Source organism: Achromobacter dolens, assembly GCF_902859745.1.
Lineage (GTDB): Bacteria > Pseudomonadota > Gammaproteobacteria > Burkholderiales > Burkholderiaceae_B > Achromobacter > Achromobacter dolens.
Genome location: NZ_CADIJW010000051.1, coordinates 12,199 through 28,681, shown reverse-complemented (window position 1 = coordinate 28,681; position 16,483 = coordinate 12,199). Strand labels below are relative to the sequence as shown.

At 69.1% G+C, this 16,483-nt stretch carries 12 protein-coding genes and 4 tRNA genes; 6 read left to right on the top strand and 10 right to left on the bottom strand.

The window, feature by feature from the left end; genetic code table 11:
* Positions 1-58 precede the first annotated feature (58 nt).
* Both HV783_RS24615 and HV783_RS24610 read left to right on the top strand, forming a co-directional pair.
* Positions 59-655 carry a short chain dehydrogenase gene (locus tag HV783_RS24615; protein ID WP_054503092.1) on the top strand — a complete coding sequence of 199 codons (597 nt, stop codon included), beginning with the start codon at positions 59-61 and terminating at the stop codon, positions 653-655.
* A 101-nt stretch (positions 656-756) separates the two neighbouring features.
* On the top strand, positions 757-963 hold the full coding sequence (locus tag HV783_RS24610; protein ID WP_175190051.1) for a hypothetical protein: 207 nt from the start codon (positions 757-759) through the stop codon (positions 961-963).
* A gap of 204 nt (positions 964-1,167) precedes the next feature.
* On the opposite strand, the gene HV783_RS24605 is transcribed toward HV783_RS24610, so the two are convergent.
* Positions 1,168-1,244, bottom strand: a tRNA-Arg gene (locus tag HV783_RS24605).
* Positions 1,245-1,391: 147 nt separating this feature from the next.
* Between HV783_RS24605 and HV783_RS24600 the strand changes: the two genes are divergently transcribed.
* Both HV783_RS24600 and HV783_RS24595 read left to right on the top strand, forming a co-directional pair.
* A complete protein-coding gene (locus tag HV783_RS24600; RefSeq protein ID WP_054503094.1) occupies positions 1,392-1,625 on the top strand; it encodes a DUF3079 domain-containing protein in 234 nt (77 codons plus the stop codon).
* A 30-nt stretch (positions 1,626-1,655) separates the two neighbouring features.
* Positions 1,656-1,976 carry a hypothetical protein gene (locus HV783_RS24595; protein ID WP_175190050.1) on the top strand — a complete coding sequence of 107 codons (321 nt, stop codon included), beginning with the start codon at positions 1,656-1,658 and terminating at the stop codon, positions 1,974-1,976.
* Between the two features lies 1 nt (position 1,977).
* Here HV783_RS24595 and HV783_RS24590 read toward each other — a convergent pair.
* The 3 genes from HV783_RS24590 to HV783_RS24580 all read right to left on the bottom strand — a co-directional run bounded on the left by HV783_RS24590 (position 1,978) and on the right by HV783_RS24580 (position 3,044).
* A tRNA-Arg gene (locus tag HV783_RS24590) sits at positions 1,978-2,054 on the bottom strand.
* A gap of 181 nt (positions 2,055-2,235) precedes the next feature.
* A tRNA-Arg gene (locus HV783_RS24585) sits at positions 2,236-2,312 on the bottom strand.
* A gap of 111 nt (positions 2,313-2,423) precedes the next feature.
* Complete coding sequence (locus HV783_RS24580) at positions 2,424-3,044, bottom strand: TetR/AcrR family transcriptional regulator (protein WP_054503095.1); 621 nt, start codon at positions 3,042-3,044, stop codon at positions 2,424-2,426.
* A 200-nt stretch (positions 3,045-3,244) separates the two neighbouring features.
* On the opposite strand from HV783_RS24580, the gene acpA reads away from it, so the two are divergent.
* Positions 3,245-4,978 carry an acid phosphatase gene (acpA, locus tag HV783_RS24575; protein WP_064524223.1) on the top strand — a complete coding sequence of 578 codons (1,734 nt, stop codon included), beginning with the start codon at positions 3,245-3,247 and terminating at the stop codon, positions 4,976-4,978.
* A gap of 165 nt (positions 4,979-5,143) precedes the next feature.
* Positions 5,144-6,187, top strand: coding sequence for a tRNA 2-selenouridine(34) synthase MnmH (mnmH, locus tag HV783_RS24570; RefSeq protein WP_054503097.1), 1,044 nt, complete (start codon positions 5,144-5,146; stop codon positions 6,185-6,187).
* 10 nt (positions 6,188-6,197) lie between these two features.
* Here the strand turns inward: mnmH and HV783_RS24565 are convergent, their stop codons facing one another.
* The 6 genes from HV783_RS24565 to tilS form a co-directional block, all read right to left on the bottom strand.
* Positions 6,198-9,416 (bottom strand): ATP-binding protein, encoded by a 3,219-nt coding sequence (locus HV783_RS24565; RefSeq protein ID WP_175190049.1) that lies wholly within the window; start codon positions 9,414-9,416, stop codon positions 6,198-6,200.
* A gap of 55 nt (positions 9,417-9,471) precedes the next feature.
* On the bottom strand, positions 9,472-10,764 hold the full coding sequence (locus HV783_RS24560; protein ID WP_175190048.1) for an EAL domain-containing response regulator: 1,293 nt from the start codon (positions 10,762-10,764) through the stop codon (positions 9,472-9,474).
* Complete coding sequence (locus tag HV783_RS24555; protein ID WP_254604025.1) at positions 10,761-13,538, bottom strand: ATP-binding protein; 2,778 nt, start codon at positions 13,536-13,538, stop codon at positions 10,761-10,763. The genes HV783_RS24560 and HV783_RS24555 overlap by 4 nt, the downstream gene beginning before the upstream one ends.
* A 217-nt stretch (positions 13,539-13,755) precedes the next feature.
* A tRNA-Ser gene (locus HV783_RS24550) sits at positions 13,756-13,848 on the bottom strand.
* Positions 13,849-13,936: 88 nt separating this feature from the next.
* On the bottom strand, positions 13,937-15,202 hold the full coding sequence (locus tag HV783_RS24545) for an aspartate kinase (RefSeq protein ID WP_054431502.1): 1,266 nt from the start codon (positions 15,200-15,202) through the stop codon (positions 13,937-13,939).
* A gap of 218 nt (positions 15,203-15,420) precedes the next feature.
* Positions 15,421-16,419, bottom strand: coding sequence for a tRNA lysidine(34) synthetase TilS (tilS, locus tag HV783_RS24540; RefSeq protein WP_254604027.1), 999 nt, complete (start codon positions 16,417-16,419; stop codon positions 15,421-15,423).
* Positions 16,420-16,483: the final 64 nt, after the last annotated feature.

Here is a 16,483-nt window from a genome sequence, read left to right as displayed (position 1 = left end):
AATGCCTTCATGCGCTGGCGTCCATGCCGCGCGCCCCACATCCAACTCGGGAGTTTCCATGAAAATCGCACTTATCGGCGCCAGCGGCACCATCGGCCGCGCCGTCGCCCACGAACTGGGCCAGCGCCACGAGGTCATCGCCATCGGCAAGACCCAGGGCCAATACCAGGTCGACATCACCCGCAGCGACAGCATCCGCGGCCTGTTCGACCGCATCGGCAAGGTCGACGCCATCGTCTCCACCGCCGGCGCGCTGCACTTCGGCCCGCTGGCCGAAATGACCGCCGAACAATTCAAGATCGGCCTGCATGACAAGCTGCTGGGTCAGGTCGACCTGGCGCTGATCGGCCAGCACTACCTGAACCACGGCGGCTCGATCACGCTGACCAGCGGCATCGTCAGCGACGAGCCGATCCGCTTCGGCGCCAACGCGTCGGCCGTCAACTCGGCGATCGATGGCTTCGTGCGCGGCGCGGCGGTGGAACTGCAAGGCGCGCGCATCAACTCGGTCAGCCCGACCGTGCTGCAGGAATCGTGGGACGGCTACGGCCCCTACTTCCTGGGCTTCGAAGCCGCGTCCGCCCAACGCGTGGCGCTGGCCTACAGCCGCAGCGTCGAGGGCGTGCAGACTGGCCGCGTGTACCGCGTCTGGTAAGGCGCGCGGCGGCGTCGGCGCAGGCGAGTCTGATCTCGCGGCGGCTCATGGTGTCTGCGCAGATCAGCGAATGTACACTCAGCGCATTCTCGGAGAACCGCATGCGCTACACCCTGTTGCTCGCGTGCGTGGCGGCCGCCACGCTCGGCACCGCCTGCTCGTCGCGGCAGGCCTACGACACCGGCCAGGCCTGGCAACGCAATGAATGCGGCTGGATCACCGACATGCAGGAGCGCCAGCGCTGCATGGGCGCGGCGTCCACGTCGTACGACAGCTATCAGCGCCAGCGGCAGGACATCCAGAAGTGAGCCAGAAAGCCGGTAAGCCAGTAAGCCAGTAAGCCAGTAAGCCGGTAAGCCAGTAAGCCAGTAAGCCGCCCCCAGGCGCGCATCACCGCGGACCGCGTGCCCGCGCGCAAAAACGAAAAAGCCCGGCGCAAGGCCAGGCTTTTTTTTGCTTCGCGCCGACGACTTGGCGCCTATCAGCGCCTATTTCATCGACACGTAATGCGATGGCGCGCCCGGCAGGATTCGAACCTACGACCCCCTGGTTCGTAGCCAGGTACTCTATCCAGCTGAGCTACGGGCGCGCTAAAGAGGCGTGTTTATAACATGGATTCGCGACGGTCCGCAAATCGGAGGGGCGCCGGCTGCCTCCCACCCGGATTGCGCCAGATCAATCGCCGCGGTCGCCCACGGCGTTACGCTGGATCCAGCGAGCATGGAGACACACCGGCATGGCCAAGAAATTTCCCCTGCACCCCAAACACCCCGAGCGCGTCTGCTGGGGCTGCGACCGCTACTGTTCCACCAACGAACTGGCCTGTGGCAACGGCTCGGATCGCACCATGCACCCGGCCGAACTGTTGGGCGACGACTGGTACACCGTGGGCAATTGGGGGCTGGAGGATGACGACGTCGCCGCCGCCACGCCGGCCCCTGCCGCGACGGGTGCCATTGCCGCGCCCTGATCCCGCCGGAAACCGTGCCGGCATGCGCCCGTGCCCGCGACGTTCCACGGCATGCCCCCAAGATGCCCGACCATGGCAATGGCCGGCAAAGGCGCCGAGCAGGAACATTCGGCAAGAACGACCGGCAAGCATGCAGTGCACAACCATGCCGCAGACAAACATGCTGCATACAAACAAAAAGGCCTTCGATCCGAGATCAAAGGCCTTCTCATTGTCGCGGCGCATATGACTGCGCCACCTTGCCACACCATGCATTGCCACGCCATGCATTGCCACATTCTCATGTGGCGGCGCGGCTTTTTTGCGTTTCTTTCCCTTTTCCGTACTCACCTTGAATATGCATCCAAGTAAGTGGCGCGCCCGGCAGGATTCGAACCTACGACCCCCTGGTTCGTAGCCAGGTACTCTATCCAGCTGAGCTACGGGCGCTCCGGTAAAGAGGCAAAATTATATCAGAATAATTTCACCACCGCACTGCATTTGCTCTTCATTTTTACCCAAGCGCTCGACTTGGGCGGTCCATCGCGTTTTAGCCGGGTTTTAGCCTATAAGGCAACCTTTGAGCTGACTTTTAAATCAAACTCTAGCCAACCATACAGCAAACATTCAATGGCGCGCCCGGCAGGATTCGAACCTACGACCCCCTGGTTCGTAGCCAGGTACTCTATCCAGCTGAGCTACGGGCGCGTTAAAAAGCAAGCCTTGAATCATAGCGTTGTTTCGCAGACCGCGCAAGTCGGGCGCCGTGCCTACCCAAAACACGGCCGGCCACGGCTGCCGTCCTGAATCGTCGCGGCGCTACACGGCCGCGCCGAGCATGCGCAGATAGGCGTCGGCGATGCCGCGCGCGAAGTCGGTGGGATCCGACAGCTTCGACAGGATCGCGTCGTCCGTGGCGCAGTGCACCCCGGCGTAGATCAGCAGCGACATCATGCGCGGATTGTCCACCCGCCATGCGCCCGCCTCGGCCCCGGCCTGCAGGATGCCTTGCAGTTGCCTGACCACATCGTTGCCGGTATGCCCTTCGCGCGCATGGTGATGCTGATGCGTGAAAACGATGTCGTGCACGCGGTAAGTGCGCAGATAGGTCGCGACGTTGGCATGCACCCATGCGCGCAGCTTCCCGACCCAGTCGTGCGCGTCGCAGGCGTCGATCGCGCTGGCCAGTTGCGCGACGAATTCGCGCACGTAGCGCTCGGCAAGCGCATGCAGCATCTCGTGCTTGGACGGGAAGTAGACATAGAACGTGCCCTTGGCCACGCCCGCCGCTTCCGTGATCTCGCTGATGGTGGTGGCGTCGACCCCTTTTTCCAGGAACAGCGCCTGCGCGGCGCCCATCAACTCGTCCAGCCGCACCTCCGGCGGCTTGGTGCGAGGCGACGCCTGGCGCGCGGATCCGCCTGCGGAATGGTCGGTCATTGCTTTCACTCGGATGTCAGCCATGGCGCCAGTCTAAGGGAATTTGGCGGGAGTCTCCCTGGCGTACAGCTTGCCGACAGCCGATGGTCACATTGATACAACGTCGCAAACCTAGGCTAGCCGCCGTGAATGCCGGCTGTCATCCGGCAACCCTCGTGTCGCCATGACAGGGCGCCACCCTCTCCGCAAGGTCTACAACCATGTCTGAAAAAGAAAAGAGCGCGAACGCGCAGGCTGCCGCGACGTCGACGGCCGCCGATCACGCTGACGCCGACACTCCCGTCCGCGCCACCCGCCGGGGCTTCCTGACCGGTATCGCCGCGCTCGGCGCCAGCGCCGCCGCCATGGGCGCGCTGGCCGGCTGTTCCAGCGGCGACAGCGACGATGACGACAACACCCCCGCTCCCGCCCCCGACCTGACGACGCAACTGCGCAAGAACGTCAAGACGCTGGTGGTGATCTTCGCGGAAAACCGCAGCTTCAACAACCTGTTCTCCAACTTCCCCGGCGTCGAAAAGCCGTTGTCGGCGTTGACCGCCGCCGACTACACGCAGAAGGACCGCGACGGCACGACGCTATCGGTGCTGCCGCCGGTGTGGGGCGGCATGGTGCCGACCTCGCAACAGGCCAACCACGTCACCTACCAGGTCGCCGAGAACGCGCCCTACATGAACAACCTGCCCAACGCGCCCTTCGACCTGCGCGGCCCCCAAGGCGAGCCGCTGCCGCAAGGCGTGGTCACGCGCGACCTGTGGCACGTGTTCTACCAGAATCAGATGCAGATCAACGGCGGCAAGAACGACCGCTTCGTGGCCTGGGCCGACTCCGGCGCGCTGGTCATGGGCCGCTACAGCGACTCCGCCTACAACCTGCGCCTGTGGAAGCTGGCCCAGGAATTCGTGCTGTGCGACAACTTTTTCCAGGGCGCGTTCGGCGGTTCGTTCCTGAACCATCAATACCTCGCCGCCGCCCGTCCGCCGTTCTATCCGGACCTGGCGAACGCCTCGATCAACGTGCGCGGCCAGATCGCCCAGTTGCAGAGCGCCGATCCGACCGATCCCAACCTGCAACCCAAGCCGACCTCGCCGGCCAGCGCCCTCACCGGCGCGCCCCAGTTCGGCGCCAGCGCCCTGACGCCGGATGGCTACGGCGTGAACACCATGGGCCCGCCCTACTGGCCCGCCTTTTCCCGCGATGCCGCCAACCCGACCCAGGCCGATCCGACCTCGGTGTTCATGGTGCCGCAGACGCACGACAACATCGGCGACCTGATGACCGCCAAGGGCCTGGACTGGGCCTGGTACGCGGGCGGCTGGCAGGCGGCGATCGACTCCACCGCCAACACCGGCTTCCCCTCCTCGCCCAACTTCCAGGCGCACCACCAGCCCTTCAACTACTTCCAGAGCACCGGCCCCGGCACCGCCGCGCGCACCGCGCACTTGCGCGACGGCGGCCTCGGCGATCTGTCGTCGACCAACAAGTTCCTGGCCGATGCCGAAGCCGGCAAGCTGCCCCCGCTCACGTTCTACAAGCCGCAAGGCAACCTGAACATGCACGCGGGCTACGCCGACGTCGATTCGGGCGACCGCCACATCGCCCACATCGTCGACAGCCTGCGCAAGAGCTCGCAGTGGGCCAACATGGTGGTGGTCATCACCGTTGACGAGAACGGCGGCTGGTGGGACCACGTGGCGCCGCCCAAGGGCGACCGCTGGGGCCCCGGCACGCGCATTCCCGCGCTGGTGGTCTCGCCGTTCGCCAAGAAGGGCACCGTCGACCACACCATCTACGACACCGGCTCGATCCTGCGCCTGGCCACCCGCCTGTTCGACCTGCCGACGCTCGAGGGTCTGAAGGCGCGCGACGACGCCATGACCGCGCGCGGCCAGAAGCCGATGGGCGACCTGACCAACGCGCTGACCTTCGGCGCCTGATCGCCGCCGGCGGCGGCCGTGTTCCGCGAGGGCCGGCCGGGCGCACATGCCCGGCCGGCCCTCCGCCCTTCCCACGGTCCCGCAAGTGCTCCCCGTCGCGCGCCCGGCACGGGTCCGACCCGGCGCCGTGCGAAAATTCGCCATTCCCTCCTGGATGGCCCCGCCTTGAAACACCTGCTGGCCGGTTTGGACCGGCTCGATGACTTCGACGACATCATCGACGTGCGCACGCCGCTCGAGTATGCCGATGACCACATCCCCGGCGCCCTGAACGCGCCGGTGTTCAGCAATGAAGAGCGGGCCCGGGTCGGCACGCTGTACCGCCAATCGCCCTTCGAGGCCACGCGGCTGGGCGCCGCCCTGGCCGCGCGCAACATCGCCAACCACCTGGACACCACCTTCGCCGATCGCCCGCAAAGCTGGCGTCCCCTGGTGTATTGCTGGCGCGGCGGCAAGCGCTCGGGTTCCATGACGGTGATGTTCAACATGATCGGCTGGCGTGCGCGCCAGCTCGATGGCGGCTACAAGACCTACCGCCGCGCCACCCTCGAGGCCCTGGACGCCCTGCCCGCCGGCCTGCGCTTCGTGGTGCTGACCGGCCCCACCGGCAGCGGCAAGACGCGGCTGCTGCACGCGCTGGCGCAGGCCGGCGCGCAGACGCTGGACCTGGAAGCGCTGGCGGCGCATCGCGGCTCGCTGCTGGGCGCCCTTGCGGGGGTGCCGCAACCGACGCAAAAGGGCTTCGACACGCGGTTGGCGGCGCGGCTGCGCGCGCTGAACGCGGACCGGCCCGTGTTCGTCGAGGCCGAAAGCCGCAAGATCGGCGCCGTCGCGCTGCCGGACTCGCTGCTGGCCGCGCTGCACCGGGGCGCCTGCGTCGCCGTCACCGCCAGCCGCGAAGACCGCGCGCAGTTCTTGCAGCAGGACTACGCGCAACTGTTCGACGATCCCGCCAGCTTCAAGTCGCAGTTGCAGCGCCTGGTCGGACTGCACAGCCGCGACACCGTCGGCGGCTGGCTGCGCCTGATCGACGAAGGCCGTCGCACCGAGCTGGCGCGCGAACTCATCGACCGCCACTACGACCCGGCCTACGCGCGCAGCAGCCAGGCGCACTTCACGCGCCTGGCGCAGGCGCTGCCGCTGGTGTTCCGCCCCAACGACGACGATGTCGTGGCGCAGGCGCGGGCGCTGCTGGACGCGCTGGACTGAACCCGCCCGCTCACAACGCCGCCAGCATCGCGCGCAACGCATCGGCCAGCACCGTCACCTGCGCGCGCGCGGGATCGCTCAGCGGTTTCCCGGCGCGCAGCCGCGCTTCGGCCGCCTCGGCCTGCTGGTACAGCGCCATCGCCTGGACCGCGCCAAACCCGCCCCGCATCCGGTGCAGCACCGCCTTCAGGTCGCGCACGTCGGCGGCGGCCAGCGCCCGCTCCAACCGCGCCAGGTCCTCGCTCATGGTCTGCACGAAGACCTCGCGATACTTGCCCACGAGCGGCGGCGCCCCCGCGGCGCAGGCGGCGGCGATGGACGCGGCGGCGGCCGCGGCTTCCGATGCGCTGGGCGGCTGCCCCGGTTCGGCGGCCCCACCGCGTTGCGCGCGCAGCTCGCTCCACAACAGGCTCAGCTTGAGCGGCTTGACCAGCCAACTGCTCATGCCCGCGGCCCTGCAGCGGGCTTCCTCGTCCTTCAACGCGTTGGCCGTCACCCCGATGATCGGCACGGCCACGCCCTGGGCCCGCAAGGCGCTGGCCAGCTCGTAGCCGTTCATGCGCGGCATGTTGACGTCGGTCAGCACGGCATCGAACGGCCCGATGTTCCATTGCGCCAGCGCCTCGGCTCCGTCCGGCGCGAGCGTCACCTCGCACCCCAGTTGCTGCAACTGGTCGCGCATCGTCACCTGGTTGATCGGGTTGTCCTCGGCCACCAGGATCCGCAGGTTCAGCGGCGCGTAGTGCGGCGCGGCGGCCTGCCTGGTGGCGACGGCGGCGTCGCCGCTGGCCCAGCGTTCCAGCGCGAAGCCGATGCTGTTCAGGTAGTGCCGGTCGGCGCGGTGCAGTGTGGCGCCAGCGTCGTCCTGGCCGCCCGCCAGCACCACCGGCCCGTCCCACTCGATGGGCGCGGCCGCCTCGCCGCCGATCTGCACGTCGAGCAGCACGCGCTCGCCTGACTCGTCCGACGGCAGGACGGCCGGCGCCACGCTCGCCTGCGCCCCCCAATGCTCCAGCCATTCGCACAGGTTCGCGCTCAGCGCCCGGCGCGCGCTGCGCACGTAGACCCGCAGCCCGTGCAACCGCGGCGACGGTGCCGGCGGCGCCTCGGCCAGGTCCAGGTCGATGGCGATGGAGAAACTGCTGCCCAGCCCCGGCTCGCTGGTCACCTGGATGGCGGTTCCCATCAAGGCCGCCAGCCGCGCGCAGATCGACAGGCCGATGCCGGCGCCGCGCACCAGGTGCGAACCGCCGTCGATCTGGTAGAAGGGCTCGAACAAGAAAGCCTGATCCTCCTCGCGGATGCCGACGCCGCTGTCGACCACCTGGAAATGCAGGCGCGCGCGCCCGCCCTCCAGCGCGTCGGCCCGCAGCCGCGCCACCACGTGGCCGGAGTCCGTGAACTTGATGGCGTTGTTGACCAGGTTGTTGAGGATCTGCCGGATCCGGCCGCCGTCGCCCATCACCCAGGCCGGCGTCGCGGTGTCGATGCCGCTGTAGATCACCAGCCCCTTGCGCTCGGCCACGCCGGCATACGAGGCGATGCAGTTTTCGACCAGCTCGCGCGGATCGAAACCCTCGCGCTGCAGCGCCAACTGGCCCGATTCGATCTTGGTGATGTCGAGGATGTCGCTGATGAGCTGCTGCAGGATCACGGAGGAATCCTGGATGCGGTCGACGTGGCGGCGTTGCGCCTCGTTCAGCGGCGTCAGCGACAACACCTCCAGCGTGCCCAGCACGCCGTACAGGGGCGTGCGGATTTCATGGCTCATGGTGGCCAGGAAGGTCGATTTGGCCTCGTTGGCGCGATCGGCCTGTTGCTTGGCCTGCGCAAGTGTGTGCTCCATCTCGGCGCGCGCGCTGATATCGGCGAAGGCGCACAGCACCACATCCTGCTTCTTGTAGCGGGTCGGCGCGAACGCAACGAACAGCGTGCGCCCGTCATGGGTGCGGAAGGTCTCGAGGGTGCCGGGGCCGGACGCGCCCAGCACCTGGCGCAGCAGCTTGTTGGTCTCGGCCGAATCGCGCAACTGCTCGCCCACGCCGATGCCCAGCCACTGCGCCGCCAGCGCATTGCCGAACACGATGCGGCCCTCCAGCCGCGACAGCACGCACAGCGCCACCGGCGCCGTGTCGAGCACGGTGCGGTTGAACTCCTCGCTCTCGACCATGTCGAGATGGGCGATCTCGGCGGGATGGATGACACGCCGGTTGTACCAGAACAGGTAGCCGCAGCCGGCCGCCAGCCCCAGGCCGAGCATCAGCAGCACCGCGGCCGGCAACCATATGTTGGCGCGAAAGAAGCCGCTATAGGCCAGTTGGTAATAGCCGTTCCACTGACCGCTCTTGTCGGCGATGCGCAGCAGCAGGCCGTCGCGGGCGAAACGAAAGCCCGGCGCCATCACCGGCGGAGCGCCCTCGCCCAGCAGCACCTCGCCGCCCTGGCGCACCAGCCAGAAGCGGTCGAACAGCGGCACCTGCCGGATACGCTCGGAAATGCTGACACGGCCGCGGCTCAGCAGCGAGACCGCGTAGACATTGCGCCGCGTGGCGGGCTCGGCGCCGCGCCCGTTCAGCGGCAGCATCACCGGCAGCATGCCGACTATCGCGTCCGGCAGATGCGGGTCGCGCACCCACAGGACGCTCGGTCCCTCGCTGCCCGAGCGGTCCTCGGGATCGGTGGCGCCGCCCGCCCGCTGCACCGCATCCACCACCGCCAGGAAGGTCTGCCGGGTCAGCGGCTCGTAGCCCGACATGGTGGCGATCGCGGGCACGCTCATGCTGAGCTGCTGGCTCGGAGACATGACGAACAGCGGCGCGGCCGGATACACCGACGCGGCCCAGCGCGTGGCGTAGAAATCCGACAGGTAATCGCCGATGCCGGTGAACACGCCGCCGGCCACCGGGCACGCGTCCGGACTCTGGCACAGCAGCGAAAACGGCATCGCCGCGATCGCGTGCTGGCCGTCGTAGAAGGCCCACGACCCGCGCTCGAACCCGGCGGTCTCGCTGACCCGCGTCGGCGCCACCAGCCGCCGTCCGTCGGGGTTCAGGCCCTGTGCATACAGGCCCTGCAGCACGCTCTCGTGGGCGTGGATATAGCCCACCAGCACGGTGAAGTCGGTGCGCAGCTTTTCCTCCTCCTGCTGCAGGATGCGCTGTCCGCCCCAATAGAGCACGCCGCCCAGCACCAGCAGCAGCGTCAGGATGGCGAACAGGACGATATTCAATCGGCGCGATGCGCGTATGACTCTTATCAACGGTGTGTCCAGTTTCATGGATGCGTCATTGCCCGCGCGCGCCAGGCCGGCGCCGCGCCATGCGCGCGGCGCCGACCGGCTCACGCGGGTCGCGGGGATTCACGGGTGGAATCGGGTGATTGGAAAAGGGCGGCGCGCCCAGCAGCGCCTGGAACGCCGCCGGGTCCACCGCGGGCGAGATCAGGAAGCCCTGCGCATAATCGCAGGCGATGCGCCGCAGGAATTGCCGCGCTGCCTCGGTCTCGACGCCCTCGGCGGTGACCCGCAGCCCCAATCGCCGTCCAAGCTGCGCCGCGGACAGCAATGCGGCCGCGCGGGACTCGTCTTCGGGGGCGCCGTGGACGAAGGCGCGATCGATCTTCAATTCGGTGAAAGGCGTCGAGATCAGGCTGTAGAGCGAGCTGTAGCCCTTGCCGAAGTCGTCCTGGGCCAGGCCGAAGCCCTGCAGCCGCAGTCGGCTGGCCCCCATATGATAATTGCCCGGCGCCACCGTCATGTCGTCTTCCAGCAGTTCGAAGGTGATGTCCTCCGCCGCCAGGCCCCGGCGCGCGACCCGCGCGCACAATTCCTCGGGCAGCCGCGGCCGGTCCAGCAGGCGCACCGGCAGGTTGACCGAGACCGGGATGCGGAAGCCGGCGCGGCGCCAGGCGCTGATGGCCGCGAGGCTGTCGTCGAGCATGCGGATCAGCAGTTCGTGCTCCAGGCCGTGGCGGCGCACCGTCGGCAGGAACGCGCCAGGCAGCAGCAGGCCCTGGTCGCGATGGCGCCAGCGCGCCAGCGCCTCGGCCCCCGCGATGGCGCCGGACGCCAGCGACTGCTTGGGCTGGAACCAGGCCTGTATGTCGCCCGCGCGCAAGGCCGCCATCACGTCGTCGCGCGACGGCGCGTAGCCCGCGCCAGCGGGCCGCCCCGCCGCCCGCGCCGAGACGCGGGCGCGCCACTGCGCCACCAGGCCGCGGACCTGTTCGGCCGTGACGGGTTTGATGAAGACGCCTAGCAGCGGCAGCCCGATTTCGCTGGCCATCAACCCGATGCTGTTGGCCAGCGCGCGCCCGCACCCCGTGACGACCGCCAGCATCGGCGGCCGCGCCAGCCCGGCCAGCTCGCGGATGAACTGCGCGCCGTCCATGCCGGGCATGCGGATGTCGGTCAGCACCAGATCGTAGCGCGCGACGCGCAGGCATTCGAGCGCGGCGGCGGCGTTCTCGGCGGTATCGACGAGACTGAGGCCGGCCTGTCGCAGCAGGTCGCGCAGCGACAGGCACTGCAGCGGATGATCGTCCAGGACCAGCGCCCGGCAGGCGGCTGGCGAAGTCATGTCGGATCCTTCGCGATCCCGTGCAGGGTCTGCGCCAGCACCAGGAAGGGCAATGGCTTGCCCAGCACCTGATCCATGCCCGCGGCCAGGCCGCGCTGCACGATCTCGGCGCTCGAGCCCGACGTCAGACCGATGATCGGTCCGGCGTGGCCCGCGTCGCGCAGCGCCCGCGCCAATTGGTAGCCGTCGGACACGGGCATGTTCAGGTCGGTCAGCACCAGGTCGAACGGCTGCGCGCGCCATTGCCGCAAGGCTTCGTCGCCCTGGCTGGCCAGCGTCACCACGCAGCCCAGGTATTCGAGCTGCTCGCGCAGCACCCGCTGATTGATCGCGTTGTCCTCGACCAGCAGCACCCGCAGGTCCAGCGACCGCGACGCAGCCCCCGCCACGCCGGACGCGCCGGGCTCGACTCCGTCCTGCGCCATGCGCACGGCGCGGCAGATGCTGGCGGGGTCGGACGCGCTCGCCACGCCTTCGGCCGCGTCGGCCATGAAGGCGTCCTGGCTCGCCCCGGGCGCCCACACCGTGACCTGCCGTTGCCGCCACTGCGGCGCCGGCGCGGACGGCGGCCAGGTCCGCACCAGCACCGCATCCGCCGACCCGGCGGCGTCGCCCGCCTGGCGGTACGGCAGCGCGGCCGCGCCGCACGCGCTCAGCCAGCCGCGTACGTTGTCGACCACTTCGGGCACCGCGCCATCGACATACACCGGCCGCGGCGCCAGCGCGACCGGCGCGGCGCCGACCGGCTCGTCCGCCGCCAGCGTCAGGCAGAACGCAATGCTGGTGCCCAGCCCTTCCTCGCTGACCACCGACAGCGCGCCGCCCATCAGATCCGACAGGCGCCGGCAGATCGTCAGTCCCAGGCCGGTGCCGCCGCTGTCGCCCCCCTGCCCCGCGGGGATCCGGAAGTACGGCTCGAACAGCCGCGCACGGTGGTCCTCGCGGATACCCGGGCCGGTGTCCGCCACCTGAAACCGCAGCCGGACCTGCCCCGACTCGCGGGCGACGGCGGCGCAGGCGCGCAGCACCACGCGGCCCGCCTCGGTGAACTTGACCGCGTTGCTGACCAGATTGTTGAGGATCTGCTGGATGCGCACCGCGTCGCCGCGCACCGTCATCGGCATGCCGACCTCGCTCAGGCCATACAGGGTCAACCCCTTGGCGGCGGCCCGCGCCGCGTAATTGGCCACCACCTGTTCCACCAGCTCGGCCGGCGAGAACGCGCCGATCTCCAGCTCCTCGCGGCCGGCCTCGATGCGCGACAGGTCCAGCGTGCCGTTGACGGTGCGCAGCAGCGTCGACGACGACTGCTGGATCGTGTCCAGGTACTGTCGCTGCGGCGCGCTCAGGCCGCTCATGGCCAGCAGCTCGAGCGTGCCGAGAATGCCGTAGAGGGGCGTGCGGATTTCGTGGCTGATGGCGGCAAAGAACATCGCCTTCGAGGCGCTGGCCTGGTCGGTGGCCAGCTTGGCCTGGCGCAGCGCGTGCTCGACCTTCTTCTGCGCCGTGATGTCGCTGATGCCGCACAGCACGACGTCTTCGGATTGATAGGTGGTGGCGGCGAACGCCACGTAGGCGCTGCGGCCGTTCTCCAGCGTGCATTCCTCGCCGCCGGTCTCGGCGCCCGCCCGCAGCAGCGTCTCGCGCCAGTGGTCGCGCTCGCCCAGCCATTGACGGGCCGCGGCGTTCGACAGCAGCACCGCGCCATCGGCGCGCCGCAGCAGGCACAGGCCGACCGGCGCCACCTCGACGATCTTGCGGTTGAGCGCCACGCTGTCCAGCAGCGCCGCGTATTGCCGCTGCGCCGGCCGCACCAGCCGAAGGCGCAGATGGCGTACCGCCAGCAGCACCGCCGCCAGCAGCGCCAGCGCCACGCCGGCGGCCGCCTCGAACGCCGGCGCGCCATCCTCGATCAGATCGCTGATCGGCACGTAATAGGCCAGCCGCCAGCCCGCCTCGCCCACCGATTTGACCAGCACCAGCGTCTGCGGCCACCAGCTCGCCCCGCGCAGGCGGAACGAATCGCGCGACAGGTAGGCCGGCGTCTCCTCGACCCGCGGCGGCAGCTTGCCGCCATGCAGGGCCATGGCGCCGTCGCCGTCATACAGCGCGTAGCTGGCCCCTCCGCTGGCGCACTCCACCGGGTCGAGCACCGCCCCCAGGCCGCCCACCTCGAGCCCGATCCAGGTGCGGTCCTCGCCCGCGACATCGGCCGGCGTGTAGAGGAACAGGCGATTGGCCGGATCCATCGGCGGCCGCAGCCAGACGATCGGCGTGCGGCCGTCCGGCCCCGGCCGCGCGCTGCGCAGCCGCAGCGCCTGCGCCAGCCAGCGGGCGGTGTCGCCGGACATCGGCGTGACGCCGCCATCTGCCGGCATCGCCAGGCGGGCGGCCGCGCCGCCGGACGGCGAGACGTAGACGATGTGGGCGCGCAGTTGCGCCACGTTGACGCGATCGCGCGGCGTGAGGATCAACGCCCAGTCAAAGGCGCCGCCGGCATCGGCCAGCGGCGCCACGGTGACCTGGCCGGAGGGACCGAGCGTCTGCGGCATCTGCGACAGCGGCAGGCGGCGGCTGTTGCGCACAGTTGAAGCCGCCACGGAACGCAGCAGCGCCTCGCGCTGGTCGAAATACAACTGGGCGTTGTAGGCGCCAGCATTCATGCGGCGGCGGTACTTCGAGACCTCGGCGGTGAACGCCCCGTAGGCGTACAGCGCGGTCCCCACCAGGATGCAGGCCGCGAGCGCGACGGCGAACAGGTGCAGTAAAAGCATGGACAGCCCCGGCGCCGCCGCGGTCGGGGCTTCCCGGGTGCGGGGGGCTACGATCATGCCGCCGATCATAGAATTCCGTCCTACCGCCCAAACCAAGAATTTTCTTAAAGCCGACGTGGCGCCGGCCCGCCGCGTGACGACGCGCGCGCAAAGAAAAAACCCGCAGAACTTGCGTTCTGCGGGTTTCTTGCCAGCCTGGCATGCCAGGCTGGAAATCTGGCGGAGATGGTGGGATTCGAACCCACGATGCAGTTTTTAGCCACATACTCCCTTAGCAGGGGAGCCCCTTCAGCCTCTCGGGCACATCTCCGAAGAGAACGAGATTCTAGCACGACTTTTTACACTGTTGCCCGCGCAATGCCGCGGGCGTGAAAAAAACCGTGCCGGACCCGCGTCGCTCAGGCCTTGGCGGCGGGCGCCTGGTCCAGGCCGAAGGCCTTGTGCAGCGCGCGCACGCCCAGTTCCATGTACTTGTCGTCGATGATGACCGAGGTCTTGATCTCGCTGGTGCTGATCATCTGGATGTTGATGCTTTCCTGCGAAAGCGTCTGGAACATCAGGCTGGCCACGCCAACGTGCGAGCGCATGCCGATGCCGACGATCGAGACCTTGGCGACCTTTTCATCGGTAGACAGTTCACGCGCGCCCACGGCGGGGATGACTTCGCGCTTGAGCAGGTCGACGGCGCGCGCGAACTCGTTGCGGTTCACGGTGAACGAGAAATCGGTCGTGCCAGCCACGGACTGGTTCTGCACGATCATGTCGACGTCGATGTTGGCGGCGGCGACAGGGCCCAGGATCGAGAAGGCGATGCCGGGCTTGTCGGGCACGCCCAGCAGGGTGATTTTGGCTTCGTCGCGGCTGAAGGCGATGCCGGAGACAACGGCGGCTTCCATTTTTTCGTCTTCCTCAAAAGTAATCAGCGTGCCCGAACGCATTTCTTCGTCGAGCGGGATGAGCGGGTCGGTCAGCGAGGACAGCACCCGCGTCGGCACACGGTATTTGCCGGCGAATTCGACCGAGCGGATCTGCAGGACCTTGGAGCCCAGCGAGGCCATTTCCAGCATTTCCTCGAAGGAAACGACGGCCATGCGGCGCGCTTCGGGCACCACCCGCGGATCGGTCGTGTAGACGCCATCCACATCGGTGTAGATCAGGCATTCATCGGCCTTGAGCGCCGCCGCCACGGCCACGGCCGAGGTGTCGGAGCCGCCGCGGCCCAGGGTGGTGATGTGGCCGTCAGGGTCCACGCCCTGGAAGCCGGTGACGATGACCACGCGGCCGGCGTCGAGGTCGCCGCGGATGCGGGCGTCGTCGATCGAGGTGATGCGGGCCTTGGTGAACGACGAATCGGTGCGCACCGGCACCTGCCAGCCCGCGTAGCTGCGGGCGGCGACGCCTTCGGCCTGCAGCGCGATGGCCAACAGGCCGCTGCTGGCCTGCTCGCCGGTGGCGGCGATCATGTCGAGCTCGCGCGCGTCGGGCTGGGGCGTAATCTCGCGCGCCAGGCCCAGCAGGCGATTGGTTTCGCCTGCCATGGCCGACGGCACCACGACAACCTGGTGGCCGGCAGCGTGCCACTTCGCGACGCGTCGCGCCACGTTCCTGATGCGCTCGACCGAGCCCATCGAAGTACCGCCATATTTATGAACGATCAGGGACATCTCGTACTCTGGCTGGGGACCCGCCGCAAGAGTGGGGGCGGGCAAAACCTCATATTCTATCCCGACGGTAAAAATTTGCGCAGGCCATGGAATTTTCTTTCCAGGGAACGGTCGTTTTTTCCGGAAAAATGTCGTTCTGGCCAGAATTCGACGGCGCCAGCCGCGGATTTCCCTGCGCGCGGCGCCTCCGGGTACCGGGCGCCCCCCCACCTTTTGCGCTAGCGTGACGCCGGCGTCTGCGGATCCGGCTGCGGCTCGATCCACACCCGCCCGCGATGGCAGCGCACCACGTGGCCGGCCTGTTCGACCCGCAACTGGCGGTCGTGCCCCAGGCTGTGCAGGCCGCGCAGTTGGCGCAGCAGGTCGTTCAGGCGCGCCTCGGTCGGCATGCGGGCGCCCTGCTGCGCCATCCAGTGGCGCAGCACGTGCGCCTGGCGCGCCGGCGACAGCCGCCGCCAGGCCGCCAGCGAGAAGCTGGCGCCGTCCGCGCCCGGCTCCAGCGCGGCGAAGTCCTCGCGCGCCACCTCGTCCAGGATCTCACCCGCCTCGGCCATGTGCCGGGCGTGGCGCGCGACGATGGCGCGCCAGCCGGGCCAGCGCGCATCCAGCACCGGCGCCAGCAATTCGCGCAGCGCGGCGCGGGTGTAGCGCGGATCGGCGTTGGTCGGGTCCCGCACCGCGTGCCAGCCGGTGGCGTCGGCAAACTGCCGCGCGGCCTGCAGGATCGTCGTCCGGTCCTGCTCCAGCCACGGCCGCAGATAGGTCAGGCCGTCACGCGATGTGAGCGGCGCCATGGCCGCCATGCCGGCCAGCCCGGTGCCGCGCAGCAGGCGCAGCAACACGGTCTCGGCCTGGTCGTTGCGGTGGTGCGCCAGCAGGACCAGGCCGATGCCCTCCTCGTCCGCCAGCCGCGCCAGCGCGGCATAGCGGGCGTCGCGCGCGGCGGCCTCGATGCCCTTGCCGCCGGCCGCGTCGACCTCGACGCGGGCCTGGCGCAGCGGCAGTTCCAGCAGACCGGCCAGGGCCTGGACCTGATCGCGCCAGCCGTCGGCGGCGGCCTGCAGGCCGTGATGCACGTGCAGCAGCGCCACGCCGGCGCCCAGCTCCCGCGCCACGGCGGCGGCATGGACCGCCAGCATGGCCGAGTCGGCGCCGCCGCTGACAGCCACGGCGAACCGCCCAGGCGGCCGCGGCAGGGCTTGCAGGGCGCGGCGCAGGGCCGCGATCAGGTCGGGCGAGACGGGATGGGGGAAAGGGGTCCCCGCGGCAGTCGAGTCGGAC